18 protein-coding genes are annotated in these 19373 nt (G+C 60.1%); 11 read left to right on the forward strand and 7 right to left on the reverse strand.

Translation table 11 applies throughout. The features are described 5' to 3' along the window. Positions 1-963 (reverse strand): NAD(P)H-dependent glycerol-3-phosphate dehydrogenase, encoded by a 963-nt coding sequence (locus GOX21_RS07450; RefSeq protein WP_170376600.1) that lies wholly within the window; start codon positions 961-963, stop codon positions 1-3. Beyond that, complete coding sequence (tsaD, locus tag GOX21_RS07455; protein WP_170361111.1) at positions 960-2057, reverse strand: tRNA (adenosine(37)-N6)-threonylcarbamoyltransferase complex transferase subunit TsaD; 1098 nt, start codon at positions 2055-2057, stop codon at positions 960-962. Before tsaD ends, GOX21_RS07450 begins: the two co-directional genes overlap by 4 nt. Positions 2058-2154: 97 nt before the next feature. Here tsaD and GOX21_RS07460 point away from each other — a divergent pair, with 97 nt between their 5' ends. From GOX21_RS07460 to GOX21_RS07470, 3 genes are read left to right on the forward strand one after another with little or no spacing between them, the layout of a single operon-like run. Beyond that, positions 2155-2868 (forward strand): uroporphyrinogen-III synthase, encoded by a 714-nt coding sequence (locus GOX21_RS07460; protein WP_170376602.1) that lies wholly within the window; start codon positions 2155-2157, stop codon positions 2866-2868. A 54-nt stretch (positions 2869-2922) separates the two neighbouring features. Continuing rightward, complete coding sequence (locus tag GOX21_RS07465; RefSeq protein WP_170376605.1) at positions 2923-4149, forward strand: COG4223 family protein; 1227 nt, start codon at positions 2923-2925, stop codon at positions 4147-4149. Between the two features lie 10 nt (positions 4150-4159). Continuing rightward, a complete protein-coding gene (locus tag GOX21_RS07470; protein ID WP_170376608.1) occupies positions 4160-5701 on the forward strand; it encodes a heme biosynthesis protein HemY in 1542 nt (513 codons plus the stop codon). Positions 5702-5705: 4 nt separating this feature from the next. Here GOX21_RS07470 and GOX21_RS07475 read toward each other — a convergent pair whose 3' ends face one another. The 3 genes from GOX21_RS07475 to GOX21_RS07485 are packed head-to-tail and all read right to left on the reverse strand — an operon-like array spanning position 5706 to position 8798. After that, positions 5706-6740 (reverse strand): ABC transporter substrate-binding protein, encoded by a 1035-nt coding sequence (locus GOX21_RS07475; RefSeq protein ID WP_170376611.1) that lies wholly within the window; start codon positions 6738-6740, stop codon positions 5706-5708. Continuing rightward, positions 6737-8134, reverse strand: a complete 1398-nt coding sequence (locus GOX21_RS07480) for a sensor histidine kinase (protein ID WP_170376614.1) — start codon at positions 8132-8134, stop codon at positions 6737-6739. Before GOX21_RS07480 ends, GOX21_RS07475 begins: the two co-directional genes overlap by 4 nt. Then, complete coding sequence (locus GOX21_RS07485) at positions 8127-8798, reverse strand: response regulator transcription factor (RefSeq protein WP_170376616.1); 672 nt, start codon at positions 8796-8798, stop codon at positions 8127-8129. Before GOX21_RS07485 ends, GOX21_RS07480 begins: the two co-directional genes overlap by 8 nt. Before the next feature lie 152 nt (positions 8799-8950). Here GOX21_RS07485 and GOX21_RS07490 point away from each other — a divergent pair, with 152 nt between their 5' ends. From GOX21_RS07490 to GOX21_RS07500, 3 genes are all read left to right on the forward strand, one after another. Next, the gene (locus tag GOX21_RS07490; RefSeq protein WP_170349510.1) at positions 8951-9919 is read left to right on the forward strand and encodes a Bug family tripartite tricarboxylate transporter substrate binding protein; all 969 of its coding nucleotides are present in this window, start codon (positions 8951-8953) and stop codon (positions 9917-9919) included. A gap of 73 nt (positions 9920-9992) precedes the next feature. Beyond that, positions 9993-10424, forward strand: coding sequence for a tripartite tricarboxylate transporter TctB family protein (locus GOX21_RS07495; protein ID WP_170376618.1), 432 nt, complete (start codon positions 9993-9995; stop codon positions 10422-10424). 10 nt (positions 10425-10434) lie between these two features. Further along, complete coding sequence (locus GOX21_RS07500; protein ID WP_170349508.1) at positions 10435-11973, forward strand: tripartite tricarboxylate transporter permease; 1539 nt, start codon at positions 10435-10437, stop codon at positions 11971-11973. A 139-nt stretch (positions 11974-12112) separates the two neighbouring features. Here the strand turns inward: GOX21_RS07500 and GOX21_RS07505 are convergent, their stop codons facing one another. Together GOX21_RS07505 and GOX21_RS07510 are read right to left on the reverse strand one after the other, a co-directional pair. Continuing rightward, a complete protein-coding gene (locus GOX21_RS07505) occupies positions 12113-12976 on the reverse strand; it encodes an amidohydrolase family protein (protein WP_170376619.1) in 864 nt (287 codons plus the stop codon). Further along, entirely contained in the window at positions 12973-13971 is a 999-nt protein-coding gene (locus GOX21_RS07510) for an ester cyclase (protein ID WP_170376621.1), read from the reverse strand. Before GOX21_RS07510 ends, GOX21_RS07505 begins: the two co-directional genes overlap by 4 nt. 164 nt (positions 13972-14135) lie before the next feature. Here GOX21_RS07510 and GOX21_RS07515 point away from each other — a divergent pair, with 164 nt between their 5' ends. From GOX21_RS07515 to GOX21_RS07535, 5 genes are all read left to right on the forward strand, one after another. Further along, positions 14136-15209, forward strand: a complete 1074-nt coding sequence (locus GOX21_RS07515; protein WP_170376623.1) for an ABC transporter ATP-binding protein — start codon at positions 14136-14138, stop codon at positions 15207-15209. Between the two features lie 48 nt (positions 15210-15257). Continuing rightward, a complete protein-coding gene (locus tag GOX21_RS07520) occupies positions 15258-16469 on the forward strand; it encodes an ABC transporter substrate-binding protein (RefSeq protein ID WP_170349504.1) in 1212 nt (403 codons plus the stop codon). Between the two features lie 67 nt (positions 16470-16536). Continuing rightward, on the forward strand, positions 16537-17559 hold the full coding sequence (locus tag GOX21_RS07525) for a carbohydrate ABC transporter permease (RefSeq protein WP_170349503.1): 1023 nt from the start codon (positions 16537-16539) through the stop codon (positions 17557-17559). A 1-nt stretch (position 17560) separates the two neighbouring features. Then, the gene (locus tag GOX21_RS07530) at positions 17561-18715 is read left to right on the forward strand and encodes a carbohydrate ABC transporter permease (protein ID WP_170376624.1); all 1155 of its coding nucleotides are present in this window, start codon (positions 17561-17563) and stop codon (positions 18713-18715) included. Between the two features lie 126 nt (positions 18716-18841). After that, entirely contained in the window at positions 18842-19372 is a 531-nt protein-coding gene (locus GOX21_RS07535; protein WP_170361133.1) for an ester cyclase, read from the forward strand. Position 19373: the final 1 nt, after the last annotated feature.

The following is a 19373-nucleotide window of genomic DNA, read 5'->3' on the forward strand; positions in this document are numbered from 1 at the left end:
TTATTCCTCCTTGAGGGGTCGGTTAAGCAGGGTTCGAATGGCTTGGGGCACACTATAGGTGCCGTGGCTCAGGTCGGCCACCGTGGCGCTGATGGGCATGTCCAGCCCCTCAGCCGTGGCAATGTCCGCCATGGCGCGCGCGGTTGCGACCCCTTCGACCGTTGTTTGGCTGTCGAAAGGGCGATTTTGACCCAAACACAGGCCAAAACGATAATTTCGGGACAATTCGGATGAGCAGGTCAGCACCAGATCGCCCAATCCAGACAGGCCCATCAAGGTATCGGGACGCGCACCGCGCATCAAAGCGAACCGCTGCATCTCGGCAAAGCCACGGGTCATCAGGGCAGCGCGGGCACTGTCGCCCAGCCCGGCCCCAATGGCAGCGCCGCAGCCGATGGCCATGACGTTTTTCAATGCTCCACCCAGTTCCGCGCCGATCACGTCGGTGGTGCGATAAAGGCGCAGGTTCGCAGTGGTCAGTTCGGTCTGCAGCGTTTCGCTCAGATCACCATCCGCGCAGGCCAGCGTCAGCGCCGTGGGCAGCCCGCGCGCGATGTCGTCGGCAAAGCTGGGCCCGGTCAGCAGGGCCGGGCGCGCATCCGGGATGGTCTGGCGGATCACCGAGATTGGACCAAGTCCTGAGGACAGTTCGATCCCCTTACAGCAGGCAACCAGCGTCTTACCGGCCAAAACCGGGGCATGCTCCGTCAGAGCTGCACGCAATTTCTGCATAGGCACCGCCAGCAGCAAGACATCAGCGGTCACGGCGTCCTGCATGTCGGCTGTCACCAACACTTCGTCCGGCAGAGCCACATTCGGCAGGCGCGCTGCGTTCTCGCGGCAGTCTTGCATTTGGTTGGCTTGCTCGGTGTTGCGCGACCACAGCGTCACCGGCCCATTCCCGGCCAGCGAAATCGCCAAAGCGGTGCCAAATGCCCCAGATCCAAGGACAGCGACGCTCATGCCTTGGCTCCTTTCTTGCCGCTGCCCAGCATGGCGGGACTGGTCTGATCCAACGGCCAGCGGGGCCGGGCGGTCAGGTCCAATCCATCCCGGGCACCGGTACGAAACCGCTCCATCCCGGCATAGGCAATCATGGCGGCGTTGTCGGTGCATAGGTTCAGCGGCGGGGCCGTGAATCGCGCTCCTTTTTCTGTGCAAACAGTCTCTAATGCGGCACGAATGGCCGAATTTGCTGCTACGCCACCTGCAACCGCGATCACCGGCTCTGCAGGGTTTTCCTCCAAATACAGATCCATCGCCCGGCGAGTTTTTTCGGCCAATGTGTCGACAATGGCCTGCTGAAACCCAGCGCACAGATCTGCGCGGTCCTGTCGGGTCAACCCACCCTTTTCGGCAACGATCTGGTCTCGCATCCGCATCAGCGCGGTCTTGAGTCCCGAGAACGACAGATCACATCCTGATCGGTCCAACAGTGGGCGTGGAAAGCGGAATCGCTTGGGATCGCCCGACCGGGCTTCGACCTCGACCGAGGGGCCGCCGGGTTGCGGCAAGCCCAGCAGGCGGGCGGTTTTGTCGAACGCTTCGCCGGGGGCATCGTCGATGGTGCCGCCCAGACGGGTGAATTTTTCCGGTCCGTGGGCAATCAGGTACTGACAATGCCCCCCCGAGACCAGCAGCATCAGATAAGGAAAAGCGATCCCATCCGTCAGACGCGGTGTCAGGGCATGCCCGGCCAGATGGTTCACCCCGACCAATGGCAGGCCAGATGCTGCACTCAGCCCCTTGGCACACATGACGCCCGACATGACGCCGCCGATCAGACCCGGCCCGGCGGTGACCGCGATGGCGTCCATATCGGCCAGGGTCAGCCCTGCGGACTGTAACGCCTGCACCACGCAGACATCCAGTTTTTCGGCATGCGCGCGGGCGGCAATTTCGGGCACTACGCCGCCAAAAGCGCTGTGCAACTCGGTCTGGCCATGCACGATAGAAGACAGAACCTCGGCCTCTGCGCCATCGGTTTGGCGCACGACGGCGGCGGCCGTGTCATCACAGCTGCTTTCCAACCCGAGGATGGTAAGTGTTTGCACCATTGGCCTGATCCGTTACACCATGACTGCCAAGCGGGGTATCACCCTGCGCGGATGCAAACAATCCCAAGGCGGAAGGCGCCGACCGTTGTATTTGTTGATGACCCGCCCGCGCGCCGCCTCAGAACGGTTTGTCGCGCAGCTGCCGGCCCGCACCAGATCCCGGGTCAAGGTCATCTATTCCCCGCTACTCGAAATCAACCCCTTGCCGATCAATGTCGACACCAGTGGTGTGCGGGGACTGATTTTCACCTCGGCCAATGGGGTGAATGCTGCCGTATCCTTGGGCTTGTCTCGGAACATGCCCGCCTTTTGCGTCGGCCCTGCCACCACCAGCACGGCCCAAAGTGCTGGTTGGAACGCGCAGATGGTTGGCGCAGCGGCCGAAGAACTGGTGGCCTATCTGCTGAAACATCGGCCCGACAGCCCGCTTTTGCATTTGCGTGGAGAACACAGCCGGGGCAATGTCGCCACCCGCCTGACCGAGTCGGGACTGACCGTGCGCGAACATGCCGTCTATCAGCAGCGCCTGTTACCGCTGACACCCGAGGCCGCAGCCGCCACCGATGGCAAAGAGCCGGTCATCGCACCGTTATTTTCGCCCCGGACGGCGCGACAATTTGCCGATATCTGGGCTGGTTCAGCGCCCCTGTGGCTGGCCGCAATCAGCGAAGCGACTGCGGAACCCCTTTATTTTTTGGACTATGCGCATCTAAGGGTCGCCAAAGCGCCAACCCCCAAGAAAATGCGAAAAGCGGTTAAAAAACTTGTGAAACATGCGATGCGGGTTGAGGGTAGCGATACCACCGATTAACTTAGAGTGGCCTGTTATTCATATGATTTTGGATTCGATAAGGGGAATGTTGCGGTGGCTCGTAAGAAGAAAACCGATCAAAAGCCAGTGGAAGACCCCAAGTCGGACGAAGCGGTCGAATCCACAATTGCTGAGGAACAAGCTACTGTTGACGCGGCCGAGCCGGTAGAAGAGGGCTTTTCCGAAGCCGAAGCCGAAGCCGAAGCCGAAGCCGAAGCCGAAGCCGAAGCCGAAGCCGAAGCCGAAGCCGAAGCCGAAGCCGAAATGGCCGTGGAACCGACCCACGCTGAGCCTGCGGCGCACAAAGAAGAAAAGCGAGGCGGCTTTGTCCCGGCCCTGATCGGAGGTGCAATCGCCGCGGCGATTGGCTTTGCCGCTGGCAGCGCGGGCATGTTCAATTCGGGCCAGTCTGACGCGCTGACAGCCCTTGAATCGAAGTTGAGCGACCAGGCCAGCCAGATTGAAGCGCTGACGAAATCCCTATCCGAATCCCAGTCCGGCAGTTCGGACGTAGACAGCAAGATCGCGGCCCTGACTGATCAGGTCATGCCGCTCAGTTCGGATCTGGCGGCGTTGAAAACCAGCCTGGATGGGCTGGCTGGCAAGGTTGACCCCTTGGCCAGCCGTCTGAACGATCTGGAAAGCGGCGCCCTGACGCAAGGCGCCTCGCCCGAGGTGTCGGCCGCCTTTGAGGCCGAACTGAAGAAACTGCAGGACTCGTTGACCGCGCAGCGGGCTGAGGTCGAGAAAATGGTCTCGGATGCACAAGCGCTTGAGGCGCAGGCCGCAGTCAAGGCACAGGCCGCGACCAATGCCGCGGTTCTGTCTCAGGTGCATGGGCAGTTGGAGGCGGGCCAGCCTTATAACGACCTGGTAGACCAATTGACGGCAGGTGGCGTGAACGTGCCAGAGGCCCTGTCAACACCGTCCTCGGAAGGCGTTGCAACTCTTGCTGCCTTGCGCGAGTCCTTTGTGCCCGCAGCCCGTACTGCGCTGGCCGATGCACGTGATGCCGACAAGACAACCGGGCTGGTCGCCTTTCTGCAACGGCAGACCGGCGCGCGATCGGTGACGCCGCAAGAGGGTGACGGCCCGGACGCGGTCCTGTCACGGGCACAGGCAGCCCTGTCCGAAGGGGATATCGCCACCGCGCTGAGCGAGCTTAAATCTCTGCCCGACACGGCACAGGCCGCATTGGCCGATTGGGAACAGGCGGCCCAGACACGTGTGGCTGCCGTGGACGCCGCAAATGCGCTGCAATCCAGCGTAAACTCGAACTGAAGGACCTGCCATGCTGTGGTCATTGTTAAAGATCCTTGTTTTTGTAGCGATTATCGGTCTGCTGGCCATGGGCGCCATGTTCCTGATGGAAACCAGTGGTGGCGTGCAGATCACCGTTGCGGGCACCGAATTTACATTGGGGCCATTGCAATCGGTGATTGCGCTGGGCGTGCTTGTGGTGGCCATCTGGGTGATCTTCAAGCTGCTGACCCTGCTGATCGCGACACTGCATTTCCTCAACGGCGACGAAACTGCCCTGTCGCGCTATTTCGACCGCAGCCGCGAAAAGCGCGGTTATCAGGCGCTGGCGGATGGCCTGATGGCGTTGGCCTCGGGTGAGGGGCGCGTGGCGATGAACAAGGCCGCCAAGGCCGAGAAACTGCTGAACAAGCCGGAACTGACCAATCTACTGGTGGCACAGGCTGCCGAGATGAATGGCGATACGAAAAAGGCATCAGAGACCTACAAGAAACTAGTCACCAATAACGCCACCCGCTTTGTCGGTGTGCGCGGCATCATGAAGCAGAAACTGGCCGAGGGTGATGATGACACAGCCCGAAAGCTTGCTGAAAAGGCGTTGGCGATCAAACCGCGCCATGCCGAGACGCAAGACATTCTGTTGGGTCTGCAGACCAAATCGCAGGACTGGGCTGGTGCGCGATCAACTCTGACGGCCAAGTTGAAGGCGGGCCAACTACCGCGCGACGTGTTCAAGCGCCGTGACGCGGTTCTGGCCCTGTCCGAAGCCAAGGACATTCTGGATGACAGCGCCACGGTCGAACAACAGGAACACGCGATCGAGGCCAACCGCCTGTCGCCCGATCTGGTGCCTGCCGCCGCGATGGCCGCGCGTGCCTACATTGAAAAAGGCAAGCCGCGTGCTGCGACCAAGATCCTGAAAAAGGCTTGGGAGGTGCAGCCGCATCCCGATCTGGCCCATGCTTTTGCCGAGATTGCACCGGATGAAAGCCCTGCGGCGCGGATTACCCGCTTTGTCGCCCTGACCCGTATCCACCCCGAGGATCTGGAGACCCGCCTGATCCTGGCTGAGTTGAACATCGTCGCCGAGGACTTCCCTGAAGCCCGCCGCGCGCTGGGCGATGTGGTGGAAAAACAGGCCGATGCGCGGGCCTATACCCTGATGGCAGCGATAGAACGAGGCGAAGGGTCCTCGGACGCTGTTGTGCAAGGCTGGCTGGCCAAGGCGCTAAACGCGCCCCGCGGGCCGCAATGGGTCTGTGATAATTGCCACGACATTCAGCCCGAATGGGGACCGGTGTGCCAGAACTGCGGCAGCTTTGACACCCTCAGCTGGCAGACCCCGCAAACGCCCGAGATCGCCACGGCCACTGGTGTGCATATGCTGCCGCTGATCGTCGGCGCGCTGGAGGACAAAGTCGAGCCGGAACCCGAGCCCGAAGCCGAGCCGGAAGAGGACGTGGTCGAAGAGGCCGAGGCCCCCGAGATCATCGAGATGGAGGCCGAACCTGTCCGCCCTGACGTTGAACCGGTGCGGCCCGATGTCGAACCCGTGGTGGAAAAACAGGCCTGACGCCTTAACGCGCAGTTTCTACGTTGAATGCATCGTTCCAGAGTTTAAACAGCTCGGCCCGACGGTTCTGATCGCGCGCCACCAGCAGCGCTGGGGACAGGGCAATAAATCGGCGGGCGCTAGGGTTCAGGCCAGTCTCAGCCGCGTCCATCGGGGCGACAAGGCCCGAGGCCGCCAGCAGGGTTTGTGCCTCAGGCGACAGCAGGAAATCCAGAAACCCGGTGGCCGCATCCTTGTTTTCCGCCTGTGCCGGGATCATGAAAGCGCGCGATAGGACTAGCGTGTAATCCTCGGGCAGGATCACCCCCACACCGGGGGCATCGGCATTGGCTACGTAAGAGCCCAGAACGTTATAGGCGATCAAGAACCGCCCCTCGGCCACATCGCGGATGATTTCGGCGGAACAACAGGTGGCCACGGCGTCGATGCGGGCAAACCCTTCGATCAGGGACCCGAATGTCGTGGCCTCAAGACTGTCGCCATAAGCAAACAGGTACCCCAGCCCGGATGCGGCGATATCATAGGTGGCCACCCGCCCGCGTAACAGGTCGGGCTGGGTGCGCATGGCGTCCAACAGGGCAAACCGGTTGCGCGGAACATCCTGATCTGACAGCAGAGATTTGTTATAAGCAATAACCGCGGGTTCCGTGGTGATCCCCCACAGCTCATCCCTCCAACGCCGGGCCGCGGGCAGGGCTTCGGTTCGGGGTGATCTGTAACGATGCCCGCAGGCGGCGTTGACCAGCCAGACCATTTGCTGAATGGCCGAGGAAAAGACCACATCAGCCGGGTTCTCACCATTCTTGCAAACCGTCCGGCTGTGCTGGAACAGCGCGTTTGACCCCCATTGCTCATACGTGATCCGCAGGTCGGGGTTCTGGTCGGCAAACCGCTCAAGAACCGGGGCGATGATGGCGATATCAGTGGTCGAACGGATCAGCATCGGGTCGTCTCCGTCACCGAAGCTGGCCGTGGCCTCCTGCGCGCATGCAAGGCCGGGCAGGGCAAACAGAAGGCAGGTCATCAAAGCGCGGATCATTCCACCCCCCTTGAGGTCGTGGCAGGAAAGCTGAGTGCGACGCGAAAGCCAATGTCGTCGCGGGTCATTTCAACCTTGCCGTCAAAAGCCTCGGCTGTCGATTTCACGATGGACAGTCCCAGCCCGCTGCTGTCCTCGCCCGAGCCGGTGGTGCGATTGAACCGATCACCGATTTGTTCGGCGACAGGGGTGGCCGGGCCAGGCCCATGATCGCGCACCCACAATACGGCACGGCCACTTTCTTGCGCAGCCCCGATGCTGACCGGGGGTTGCCCGTGCCGCAGCGCATTGCCCAACAGGTTTTTGGCAGCTTCGGCCAGAGAAAAGGCATCGGCATTTACCAGAACGGGATTTTCTCCGATCTCCAGCCGCACTTCGACCCCGGGGGCGACAAGCTCATGATCGCTTTGTTCCAGCACGTCCAATGCCACCTCGCGCAGATCAACGGGAAGGCGCGGGGCACTGTCGATGCGGTGGATCACCATGGCACGGGACAGCAGTTGGTCCAGCAAAGTGCCCAGCGATCGCGTGCGGCCCAGTAGCCGGTCTAATGCCCGTTTGCGGGCGGGGGGGTCGGGATCATCCTGCGCAATTTCCGCCTGAACCCGGATCGCCGCCACCGGCGTGCGTAGCTGATGCGCCGTGTCGGCAATCAGGTTGCGCATGGTGTCCACCTGCCGGTCCAGCCGTCCCATAAAGCGGTTCATCGCGTTCAGCATCACCTGCAGTTCGCGCGGCAGGCCGTCGCTGGCCATAGGGGTCAGATCGTGAGGATCGCGGCGGGTCAGATCCTCGGACAGGGCCTCAAGCGGGCGCAGGGCGGATCGGGTGACAATCCATGACATCGCCAGCAACAGAACGCCCGCCACCGCCATCGGCAGCAAGGCGTCGCGCATCAGGCCAACGGTCATCATCTGACGCGCGCGCAAGGTCTGCCCGACCAGTATTTCCACCTCGCCCGAAAACTCGCGTTCGGCAAACAGGCGGGCCAGGCGGACAAAGCGCGCAGGTTCTCCGTTCAGATCGGCGGCGAAATAGATCGGAGCAGCACCAGGCTGTTGCGGTATGTCGATCACCGTGTCGCGATCCAACCCGGTGATAAAAGGGCCATCTGGTACTTGAACCGCATAGAAAATCCGATCTTCAGGGGCCTGCGCCAGCAGTTGAAAGGCGGAAACCGGCAGGTCTACGACGGGTACGCCGTCCTGAATCCGCACGGACTCGGCGATGTCGCTGGCGGCGCCAAGCAAAAGCCGGTCATAAGCCTGCCGCGCCGCCAATCTGCCATTGGCCCAGATCGACAAAGCGACAAGGCAGCCGCCTAGTATCAAAATCAGCATCACCGCGCTGAGAACACGGGCAGTCAGGCTGTGGGGCAGGTGCAGCTTAGCCATCCAGACCGATCCGGTATCCGACACCACGCCGGGTGGTGATGCTGACCGTACTGCCGGTGAACTTTTTGCGCAGGCGGGCGATATACAGCTCAATCGCGTTTTCGCCGACATCGGCATCCTCGAACCCGTAAAGCGAATCGTACAGCCGGGTTTTCGACAGGAATTGCCCCTCATGCCGGATCAGTGCGTCCAGCACAGCGGCCTCGCGCGCGGTCAGGTTCAGGCGTTTGCCCTCTAGCGCGGCGCTGCGGTCCTTGGGGGCATAGATCAGCGGGCCCAGCGTGATCTGCTCGGATTTTCGGTCGGCGTCGCGACGAACCAGAGCGCGCAACCGGGCCTCAAGCTCACGCTGGTCGAAGGGCTTGCCCAGATAGTCGTCGGCCCCCTTGTCCAGCGCGGCGATCCGATCTTCGACCGAGGTCAGCGCGGTCAGCATCAGCACAGGGATACGGTCACCTACCGCGCGGATCTTGCTTAGGAAATTCAACCCGGACCCATCGGGTAGATTGATATCCAGCAACATGGCGTCATAGGTTTGGACTGCACGAAAATCACCGGCGGCTTCGACGGTTGTGGCCAGATCACATACCACACCGGACCGGGCCAGATGGGCTATCACACCTTCGGCCAGATCTTCGGCATCTTCGATCATCAATACGCGCATGACCCCTCCCCAAGGCGAACGCCTGAACCCTGACAGGTTCGTGACAGCATTATTCGGTATACAGATTCAACCTGCAAGGACGGGCCTTGTGTCCTGCGGGGATCGGTTTCGGCTGCACGCGCAGTCCAAAAAGACCAGAGGAGGAGACACGAATGAAACTGTTTGGAACCAGTGGCGCGATTGCGGCTGCTGTCTTTGCCCTGTCCGGCGTAGCGGCTAGCGCGCAGGAATGTATCGCCCCGGCCAACCCCGGTGGCGGATGGGATTTCACCTGTCGTCAGGTGGGTAAATCGCTGCAGGATCTGGGCCTGATCGACCAGACCATGCAAGTGGTGAACCTTGCCGGTGGCGGCGGCGGCGTTGCTTTTGCCGAGGTGGTGAACAAGCGCGGCGAGGATAATGAGCTGATCGTGGCGGCCAGTGCGGCCACTGCCACCCGTCTGGCGCAGGGGGCTTACCCCGGCAATACCATGGATCAGGTGCGGTGGCTGGCGGCCATCGGCGCGGATTACGGCGTGATTGCCGTTGCGGCAGATAGCCCGGTCAACACGCTGCCTGAATTGCTGGACCAGATCAAAGCCGACCCAACCGCCGTGTCGGTTGCGGGTGGCTCGGCCGTGGGTGGTTGGGATCACCTGAAGGTTCTGATCGCGGCCAATGCATATGGCATCGACGATGTGCGCTCGGTCAAATACATCGCCTTTGACGGCGGTGGTGAGGCCGTGACCCAGCTGCTGGCCGGGTCGGTTCAGGCCTTTACCGGCGATATCTCCGAGGCCAAGGGTTTCGTAGACTCGGGCGACATCAAGGTGATCGCGGTGCTGGCACCCGAACGTCTGCCCGGCGAATTCGCCGATTTCCCGACCGCCAAGGAACAGGGCATTGACGCGATCGGCGCCAACTGGCGTGGCTTCTATGCCCCCGGTGGCATGACCGATGACGCCTATGGCGACTGGGTCGGCAAGATCGGTGATCTCTACGCTTCGGATGAATGGAAAGAGGTGATGGCCGCCAACGGTCTGGCACCGCTGGACCTGCAAGGCGCAGATTTCCAGAACTTCGTGGCTGAATCCGTGGGTCAGATCCAGACCATCTCGAAAGAGATCGGGATCATCAAATAACACCACTCACTGTGATCCGGGCGCCTGGCTGTGCCCGGATCCAAATCATTTACCCGAACTATAGGAGACACCGATGAGTGACCGTATCTTCGGGGTCGTCGGACTGCTACTTGCCATCGGATTTGCCTTTTCCGCACTGGCGATCGAGGAAAGCTTTCTGTCTGACGCCGTCGGACCCAAGGCCTTCCCGCTGATCATTGCTGCCATTCTGGGCCTGTCGAGCATCGTCATCGCCCTGCGCCCTGATGCCGAACCCGAATGGCCCGCGTTGGGCCGTCTGGTTGAGATCGGCGCGGCCGTGGTCATGATGATCCTTTACGCCGAATTGCTGCCCGTTGTGGGATTTGTCATCGCCACCGCCTTTGCCGCCACCTATCTGGCCTGGCGTCTGGGGTCCGGGCCGCTGGAAAGCGTGTTGGTTGGCGTCGGCACATCCATAGGTATTTACGTAATTTTCCATCTGGTTCTGGGTCTGTCACTGGCCCGCGGCCCGCTGGGCTTCTGAGGAGAGGGGCATGGAAACATTAGCATCCCTTGGGGACGGTTTCGCCATCGCGCTGACATGGCAGAACCTGATGCTGGCCCTGCTGGGCTGTTTTCTGGGTACAATCATGGGTGCGTTGCCCGGTCTGGGCCCGTCCAATGGTGTGGCCATTCTGATCCCGCTGGCGTTCACGCTAGGTCTGGGGGCGACACCCTCGCTGATCCTGCTGACCAGCGTCTATTACGGTGCAATGTATGGGGGACGGATTTCATCCATTCTTTTGAATATCCCCGGGGATGAGCCCGCGATGATGACCTGTCTGGACGGGCATCCGATGGCCAAAAAAGGGTTCGCAGGTGAGGCATTGTCGCTGTCCGGCATCGCGTCGTTTGTTGGGGCTTTTCTGGCCACTTGGGGCCTGATCTTTCTGGCACCGCAGCTGGTGAAGATCGCGCTGTTGTTTGGACCGGCGGAATATTTCGCCCTGTTCGCGCTGGCCTTTATGACGTTGGGCGGCGTGTCGTCGACCAATCAGGCGAAATCGGCATTTGCCGCCGCATTGGGACTTGGGCTGGCAACCATTGGTGTCGACACACAAACCGGCGTGCCCCGGTTCACCTTTGGCGAGGTGCATCTGTATGACGGGTTGGATTTTCTAGTCGCCATCGTCGGCTTGTTCGCCTTGTCCGAAGTGTTCATCTTTCTTGAACACCGCCACGGCGGATCGGATGCCGAAGGGCGCAAGCTGAATATCGGCCGGCTTTACCCGCCGATGTCGATGGTCAGGAAATGCACACCAACCATGCTGCGCACCTCTTTCCTGGGCTTTATAGCCGGGGTTTTACCGGGCGCAGGCGCTTCCTTGGGCTCGTTCATTTCCTATTCGATGGAAAAGCGGCTGGTCGACAAGGAAAACACCTTTGGCACCGGTGATCCGCGCGGTGTGGCGGCGCCCGAGGCCGGGAACAACGCCGCTGCCGGGGGTGCTCTGGTACCAATGCTGGCGCTGGGCGTACCGGGTTCGGGAACCACGGCCGTGCTGTTGGCGGTCCTGCTGGCGCTGAACATCACGCCGGGGCCGCTGCTGTTCACGCAGAACCCGGATGTGGTCTGGGGTTTGATCGCGGCGCTGTTCATCGCGAACTTTATGCTGCTGGCGATGAATATCCCGATGGTGGGCCTGTTCACGCGGGTTCTGATGGTGCCGTCGCGCATCCTGATGCCCGTCGTGGCGATGGTCAGTTTTGTGGGTATCTATGGCATTTCGGGCTCCAGCTTTGATCTGCTGGTGATGATCGGGTTCGGTGTCATGGGGTGGGTTCTGCGCAAGCTGGACGTACCGCTGGTGCCGGTTATCTTGGGCACGCTTTTGGGCAACTCGATGGAAAACAACCTGCGTCGTGCGGTGACCATCGACAACGGCAACTGGTGGACCCTGATCGACAGCCCGCTGTCCATCGCGCTGTGGACCATTGCCATCATCGGCTTTGTTCTGCCCCTGATCGTGGGCGCACGGGTCAAAGCCAAGATGCACCAGCGCCGCGATGAAGAAGGCGCGATCAGCGATTGATGAATCAGGCGTCGCCGATCACGTGTTGGCGGCGCCGTCCCAGGGTCTTTCGGTTTGGTAATTCGCCTGAATTGTCGTTTCGGATGCCGAGCTGAGGCGTCGTTGGAACCCATATGCAGCAGGTTCTGACCCTGATTGCTTAGATGCGATAGAACTGGCGCGCTGTGCCTCCGAAGACAAGATCGTGGTCTTGTTCGGGAACCAGCGCGCCGTACCTTTCAACCAAAACCGCATAGGTGGAAGACAGGCTGTCGACCGGGAAATTCGACCCGAACATGCACCGATGGGGCCCGAATTGGGTCAGGCATGTGTCCACGATGGGCCGCACGCGGTCGGCGCTCCAGTTGTGATCGAACATGCCAAGACCGGACAGTTTGCATGTCACCTGCGGCAGCGCCGAGAGGTGATGCAGTGCTTGCACCCACTGTTGCAACCCTTGTTCCGACCGGTCATGGGGTGACCCTGCATGGCATAGCGCCACCCGCGTCGCAGGGGCCTGCGCCAGAACGGCGGCGGTCTGCTCCATCAATTCTGGCAGCAATTGCAGGTCAAATGACAGTCCGCGGTCACTCAGTTGTTTCAACCCGTCCAGAAACCTTGGATTGTCCAGCAGGTCGTTTGTGCCGGACAGTTGATCCTCGCCCGGTGCGCGGCCGATGATCTGACGCACCCCACGCACAGAGGGCAGGGTTTGCAAACGGTCCAGTTGCGTGGTTACGTCCTGTGCAGTCAGATCACAAAAGGCAACCTGGACCAGTGGCCAGTCGGGATTTTGATCGGCAACAGACTGGACCCATTGCGCCTCGGCCCAGGGATCGTCCGCACCTACCTGGATATGGACCGAGGCGGAAAATCCTTGAGCGTCAGCTTGGAACTCGGGCAGCAGATAGTTCCGCTGAATGGGGCTGGGGTCACCGAAGAATCGCACCGCGCCCTTTTCCATCAACCACGGATAATGCACCGCGGTCAGGTCCCACAGATGGTGATGCGCATCAATCCTCATGGTGTTTCAATCCCGGTTGTGCGGGCCAATATATCGACGCCTTGTTGTTTCCAGAAATGCAATAGATCAATGAAGATCCAGTTCTCGGCCAGCTTGTCACCCGCACGGCGATAGATGTCGATCACCCGAAACTCAGCCGCCTTTCCGGTGGCGGGCATCCCCATGAAACCGCCCGTGGGCACGGCGGTGAAATTGGGCCAGCCGAAAAAGCCGCCATAGTGCCCCTCGGCCATGCGGCAGATATGTTGGGTCTTTGAGCGTTCGGTGAAGGCCGCGCGAAACGGGCCGGAATGCTGCTGCGCGTAACGCGCGATTGTGTAGGTGGCACCGATCCCTTCGGGCCCCCACCAGATCATGTCCTCGTGCCAAGTTTGCGCCAGCTCATCCGTCAGGGACAAGCCGCTGTCCCACTGCCCAAGGTCCGAGATCATGGCGTTGATGACCTCCAGCGTCTTGTGACCTTCGTCGGCGGGCTGATCTTCGGTCAGAATGCCGTCATGTGTCATTGGTCCGGGCTGCACCAGATGCGCTGCGGTCTGTGGCGGAAAGGGGTTCTGACCGGCCTGAACCATCAGGTGCGGAATGTCGAAATACATTGCCGTCTCGGAAATCTTGCCATCCACAACATTGTGAAATTCGCAATACCGCAGAAGGGCCATCTTGCCAGTGGGGCGGATGCCCAGCCATGGCGCGTCGAACAGACCCATGAGGTGCCCCATCGACACCACCCAGACGCCCCCTTCGGTCAAAGAATTTCGGCCCGCGAAAAAGATATCCTGTCGGCGTTGTAGATGGGTCAGACTGTGTTTCAGCGGCTGCCAGAACCTGCGCGCCACCGCGTCAGGGCCTGCGATTTCGTCGAACGGGTGAAATCCGCGCCACACCAGATTCGGTGCGCTATATTGCTTTGTGACGGTGGCCAACTCATCCCCATTAGCGCGGCTAAGCGCGTCATGGAAGGACAGGATCAGCTTTTTTTCAGTTTGAAAACTCACGGCGCTTTCCGTTCTTTATCAGTGTTTTGCGGGGTCTTTTCCGCGAATTCGACTCGGTGGTTTCGCGTATTTTTGCATACGTATGCAAAAAAGTCTTGCCTGATTTGATATATGCGAATTACTGTTTTGCAAACGTATGCAAACGAATCCTTTCAGGGGGCACCATGGCGGAAATTCAATTGCGCAACGTCGGCAAGCGCTGGGGGTCATTCATTGGGGTCCACAATTTCGACCTGACCATCGCGGATCGCGAATTTCTGGTTCTGCTGGGCCCCTCGGGCTGTGGCAAGACCACCACGATGCGCATGATCGCCGGTCTTGAGGACGTCACCGAGGGCGAAATTCTGGTTGATGGCAAGGTGGTCAACGATCTGGAACCCAAGGACCGCGATGTGGCGATGGTGTTCCAGAGCTACGCGCTCTATCCCAACATGAACGTCTACGAAAACATCCGCTTTCCTTTGAAAGTGCGCGGCATCGACCCGTCGACCCATGACGACAAGGTGCGTCGGGCCAGCGCGATGGTGGAACTGGACGATTTCTTGCACCGCAAACCCGCCGAATTGTCAGGCGGTCAGCGGCAACGTGTGGCGCTGGCCCGCGCCATCGTACGGGAACCGAACGTGTTCCTGATGGACGAGCCGTTGTCGAACCTGGATGCCAAGCTGCGTGTTTCGACCCGAGCTCAGATTAAGAACCTCAGCCACGAGCTGGCGGTGACAACCATCTACGTGACCCACGACCAGATCGAAGCGATGACGTTGGCCGACCGAGTTGTTGTGATGAAACAAGGCGTGGTGCAGCAGGTCGGCAGCCCGACCGATATTTACGACCGGCCCGCCAATACTTTTGTGGCCAGCTTTATCGGCTCACCGGCGATGAACCTGATGGATGGCGAGGTTTCGGGCGGTGTGTTCCGCGCCGAACATGTAGCGATTCCGGTCGACGCACCGGACGGTCCGATGACATTGGGCTTCCGCGCTGAAGATGCTGGCCTTGCCGAAGGGCAGGGCGAAATCACCGCACCGATCTACACGCTGGAACTGCTGGGCGACGCGACCATGATCTCGGTCCGGGTCGGCGGTGCGCTGGTATCGGTCAAAGCCGACAAAGCCTTCCGCGCCGAGATTGGAGATTCCGTCTCGTTCTCGGTGCCCAAAGAAATCTGTCACCTCTTCGAAGCTGGAAGCGGTGCGCGGATCGGGGAACAACCCCACGAACAGCCCATACGGGCATAACACCGGTCCGGACGTCGACGACGGACCGATCCTGACAGGGAGAAACGCATGAAACTCAAGACGATCCTCATGGCAGGTGCCATGTCCATCGCGGCAAGTGGCACATGGGCTGCCTGTTCGTTTGAAAATGACGTACCGCTCAAATCGCTCTCGGCTGGTTTCGAGGCCTGGAAAGCCGTCACCGATGCGATGGCCGAATGCGGCAATTTCAATGCCTCGCTGGACCAGGAATTCCGCGAGAAACAGCCCGAGGCTTTTGCAGCCAGCCCGTCGCTCTATCAGATCGGTGGGGTGTCGAACACGACACTGATCCCGTTGCTGAATGCAGGCACGATCCGGCCGCTGGATGATCTGGTCGAGAAATACGGACAGAACCTGCTGCCAAACCAGCTGATCAAGGTGGATGGCAAGACCATGGCGATTGCCATGATGGTGAACGCACAGCACATGATGTACCGCAACGACGTTCTGGCCGACCTGGGTATTGCCGAGCCCGCAACCTATGATGACGTTCTGGCCGCCGCCGCCAAGATCAAAGATGCGGGTGTTATGGAATACCCGATCGGCGGCACCTTCAAGACCGGTTGGAACCTCGGCCAGGAATTCATCAACATGTATATGGGTGAAGGCGGATCTTTCTTTGGCGACGGCAACATGCCTGCGATCAATAACGAGCAGGGCGTTAAGGCGTTGGAAACCCTGAAGGCCATGACCGATTATATGGATCCGGAATATCTGGTCTCGGATTCAACTTACGTTCAGCAGCAGTTCCAGCAGGGCAAGATTGCCATGGCAAACCTGTGGGCCAGCCGCGCCGCTGCAATGAACGACGAAGCCGAAAGCCAGGTGGTGGGCAAGGTTACCATGTCGGCGGCTCCGATGGGCTCGGCTGCACCGGCCACCACGATCTGGTGGGACGGTTTCGTTCTGGCCTCGAACATGAGCGATGAAGAGGCCGACGCCGCCTTCCGTGTCATGCTTGAAGGCATGGATGAGGAAATGGTCAGTGCCAACAATGACGCTGCCGTCTGGCTGAACCCGGCCTACAAGGCAGGTGAACTGGCCGCCGGTGCGGCTGCATCCGCCCAAGCCGGGGCCAAGGCATACCCGGCTTCGGGCCCGATGGGCATCATGCACACTGCATTGGGCAACGGTCTGGCTGATTTCATGACCGGCGCCAAGGACGCGCAAACCACACTGGCCGATATCGAGGCGGATTACATCACCGCAGCCAAAGAAGCCGGTTTGATCAACAACTGATCCTCCCGCGGGAGGGCCTCGGTCCTCCTGCACCCTTCCCATTGAGAACCATGAGAAAGGCAGAGCCATGAATTTCCGGACATTTGCCGCCTTTGTTGGCCCCTCTGTCTTTATGATGCTTCTCTTTATCGCGTTCCCGCTGATCAGCGTGTTCAAGCAGAGTTTCTATGTCACCCAACCGATCTATGAGACGGTGGAAGTTGAAACCTGCACCCCCGGCTTTCTGACCCAGACCTGTGTGACCGAGACGGTTTCGCAACCCCAACTCGACGAAGAGGGTAAGGTCATCATGCAGACCCAGTATGTCGGGCTGGAAAGCTACCGCAACGTGCTGGAGCCTGAACGTGCATGGCGCGCGATCAGCGAGGGCAGCTGGAATGTGTTGTCCACCATCAACTTCTGGAAAGCGCTGCGGTTCACGCTGACGTTCACGCTGATCACCCTGCCGCTGGTCATCGTCTGCGGGCTGGGGATCGCCGTTTTGATCAACAATGCCGCGCAGGCGATAAAAGGGCCGGTTATCTTTATTTCGCTGTTGCCCTTCATCATTACCCCGGTGATCGGGGTGCTGTCGGTCAACTGGCTGTTTCGCGGCGACGGTATCCTGACGGCACTGCTGGAGTGGTGGTTGAACCGCGATATCGCCCTGTTTGCGCAGGCCTGGACAATTGAGGTGCTGATGATGCTGTACCGCGTCTGGCACGTCGCCCCCTTTGCCGCCATCGTGTTTTATGCCGGTTTGCAAACGGTCAATCAGGACAGTCTGGAAAGTGCTGTGATTGACGGCGCAACCCGGTGGCAGCGGATGAAATACATCGTCATCCCGCATCTGATGCCGCTGATCATCTTTGTGTCGATGATCCACCTGATGGACAGCTATCGGGTGTTCGAAGAGATCGTCGGTTTCGCAAGTCAGGGCTATGTCATCTCACTACAATGGCTGACCTATGACTTCCTGGTGCCTGATCAGGCGGGCAACCGTTCGATCAGCCGGGCCTCGGCCAGCGCCATGCTCACCATGATCGGTATTGCCATCCTGCTTATCTTCCCGCTGCGCCGGACATGGCGCGATCACAAAGGAGGTCACTGACATGTCCTCGCGCGCGCTTCGCCAACCGCTCAGCCTGCGGCTGACTTCGAATATCTTCCTGGCCTTCTGGTGCATTGTCGCCATCTTCCCGATCTTCTGGATCACGGTGATGAGCTTCAAATCCCCAGTCGACGCCTTTGACGGTAATGCCCTGAACGTGATCTTCGGCCCGGCGACGCTGGCCAATGGCAAGGGGATTTCGCTGCTGGATATCATTCTGGGGATCGGGGTGATCTGGGGCACGATTGCTCTGGTGACCAAAAAGATGCCTGGGATGATCAAAGCCTATTCCAAAGAAGGTCAGGAGTGGTTTGGCTGGGTGATTGGCATTCTGGCCGCCGTGGTGGCCTTTCTGATCGTATTCTTCGTGATCCTGCCAGCCATTCTGAGCATACTGAACCCGCTCTTTGGCCCTCTGGGGCGGGACATATTGGGGCTGACGACCGAACACTATAAAACTGTTTGGATCGACCGGGGATTTTCGAACAACTTCAAGAATTCGCTGATCGTAACCACGGGAGTTGTTGTCTTATCGCTGTCGGTGGGGACGCTGGCGGGGTATGGGTTGGCCCGGTCCGGATCGACCCTTGCGTTCTGGCTGCTGATCGTCGCGCTGATCTTCCGCGCGCTGCCGCCCTCGGCGCTGGTGGCCAGCTATCTGCCGGTCTTCATCAGCTCATCCGAATGGTTGGCGCCGATCCTAGGGGAAAACGCACCGACGCTTTACGGCAAGCCTTTCGCGGTGATTGCGGTGCTGGTGGCGATCAACCAGCCTTTTACGATCTGGATGCTGCGGTCATTCTTCCAGAATATCCCGGCCGAACTGGATGAGGCCGCGCGCGTTGATGGCTGCAATCACTTCCAGGCGTTCCGCCGCGTGATCATGCCGGTGATGTGGCCGGGGGTGATCACCACCGGGCTGTTCAGCTTTCTGCTGGCGTATAACGACATCCTCGTCACGTCGCTGCTGCTGGATGCGCAGAACCAGACCATGGTTCCCGCCATTGTCGGCATGTTCAACCGCGAGACCACGACAACCGACCAGGTGGTCGCCGTGGCTGCCGCCGTATCGATCACCGCGCCGCTGATCTTTCTTGTTCTGATCTTCCAGCGCCAGATCGTCAGCGGTCTGACCGCCGGAGCGGTGAAAGGGTAATGAGCAAGAACGCACGCCATAACGCCCTGTCGCGCCACCCGGCGCTGAACAGGATGCCCAGGGATTTTCTAAGCATTGGGGTTTCTTGACCCAATCCCTCCCTCGGCAACCTGAAAGGATAGAAAGATGAAAGGTTCCCGCCCCGAACAAGCGGTTCTAACCCGCGACACGGACCTGGACAAAACCGAAGACACGCGCCGCGTGATCGAAACCATGGTCGATGGCCTGAATGACCACCGCATTGATGACATTGGCGAGTTCTTTGCTCAGGGCTTTCGCTGGATGGGCAATCAGGGCTGTGGCACCAAGACCGGCCTGCAAGAGTTTCAGGACAACTGGCAGCGCCCGTTTCAGGCCGCGTTCTCGGACAAGACCTGCATTGATGAGGCCCGCCTGTATATGGGCGAATGGGCCGCAGCGTTCGGCCGCCAAGAGGCGACCCATTCCGGTGAGTTTCTGGGCATCGCCCCCACCGGCAAACGGGTCGAGATCCGGTACATGGATTTCTGGAAAGTGGTCGATGGCAAGATCGTCGACAACTGGGTGAACGTCGATTTCGCACATGTCGCGGCGCAGCTGGGTGTCGATCTGTTCAACGGGGAAGGCTGGGAAGCTTTTGACCGGGGTGAAAAAGTAGCGCCCCGGCCGGAAAACTGAG

The organism is Ruegeria atlantica (assembly GCF_013032005.1).
Lineage (GTDB): Bacteria > Pseudomonadota > Alphaproteobacteria > Rhodobacterales > Rhodobacteraceae > Ruegeria > Ruegeria atlantica_A.

Bases quoted from the DNA above. Each gene is read 5' to 3' on its own strand.
- GOX21_RS07450 (WP_170376600.1), bottom strand. From the start codon at position 963: ATGAGCGTCGCTGTCCTTGGATCTGGGGCATTTGGCACCGCTTTGGCG.
- tsaD (WP_170361111.1), bottom strand. From the start codon at position 2,057: ATGGTGCAAACACTTACCATCCTCGGGTTGGAAAGCAGCTGTGATGAC.
- GOX21_RS07460 (WP_170376602.1), top strand. From the start codon at position 2,155: ATGACCCGCCCGCGCGCCGCCTCAGAACGGTTTGTCGCGCAGCTGCCG.
- GOX21_RS07470 (WP_170376608.1), top strand. From the start codon at position 4,160: ATGCTGTGGTCATTGTTAAAGATCCTTGTTTTTGTAGCGATTATCGGT.
- GOX21_RS07475 (WP_170376611.1), bottom strand. From the start codon at position 6,740: ATGATCCGCGCTTTGATGACCTGCCTTCTGTTTGCCCTGCCCGGCCTT.
- GOX21_RS07480 (WP_170376614.1), bottom strand. From the start codon at position 8,134: ATGGCTAAGCTGCACCTGCCCCACAGCCTGACTGCCCGTGTTCTCAGC.
- GOX21_RS07485 (WP_170376616.1), bottom strand. From the start codon at position 8,798: ATGCGCGTATTGATGATCGAAGATGCCGAAGATCTGGCCGAAGGTGTG.
- GOX21_RS07490 (WP_170349510.1), top strand. From the start codon at position 8,951: ATGAAACTGTTTGGAACCAGTGGCGCGATTGCGGCTGCTGTCTTTGCC.
- GOX21_RS07495 (WP_170376618.1), top strand. From the start codon at position 9,993: ATGAGTGACCGTATCTTCGGGGTCGTCGGACTGCTACTTGCCATCGGA.
- GOX21_RS07500 (WP_170349508.1), top strand. From the start codon at position 10,435: ATGGAAACATTAGCATCCCTTGGGGACGGTTTCGCCATCGCGCTGACA.
- GOX21_RS07505 (WP_170376619.1), bottom strand. From the start codon at position 12,976: ATGAGGATTGATGCGCATCACCATCTGTGGGACCTGACCGCGGTGCAT.
- GOX21_RS07515 (WP_170376623.1), top strand. From the start codon at position 14,136: ATGGCGGAAATTCAATTGCGCAACGTCGGCAAGCGCTGGGGGTCATTC.
- GOX21_RS07520 (WP_170349504.1), top strand. From the start codon at position 15,258: ATGAAACTCAAGACGATCCTCATGGCAGGTGCCATGTCCATCGCGGCA.
- GOX21_RS07525 (WP_170349503.1), top strand. From the start codon at position 16,537: ATGAATTTCCGGACATTTGCCGCCTTTGTTGGCCCCTCTGTCTTTATG.
- GOX21_RS07530 (WP_170376624.1), top strand. From the start codon at position 17,561: ATGTCCTCGCGCGCGCTTCGCCAACCGCTCAGCCTGCGGCTGACTTCG.
- GOX21_RS07535 (WP_170361133.1), top strand. From the start codon at position 18,842: ATGAAAGGTTCCCGCCCCGAACAAGCGGTTCTAACCCGCGACACGGAC.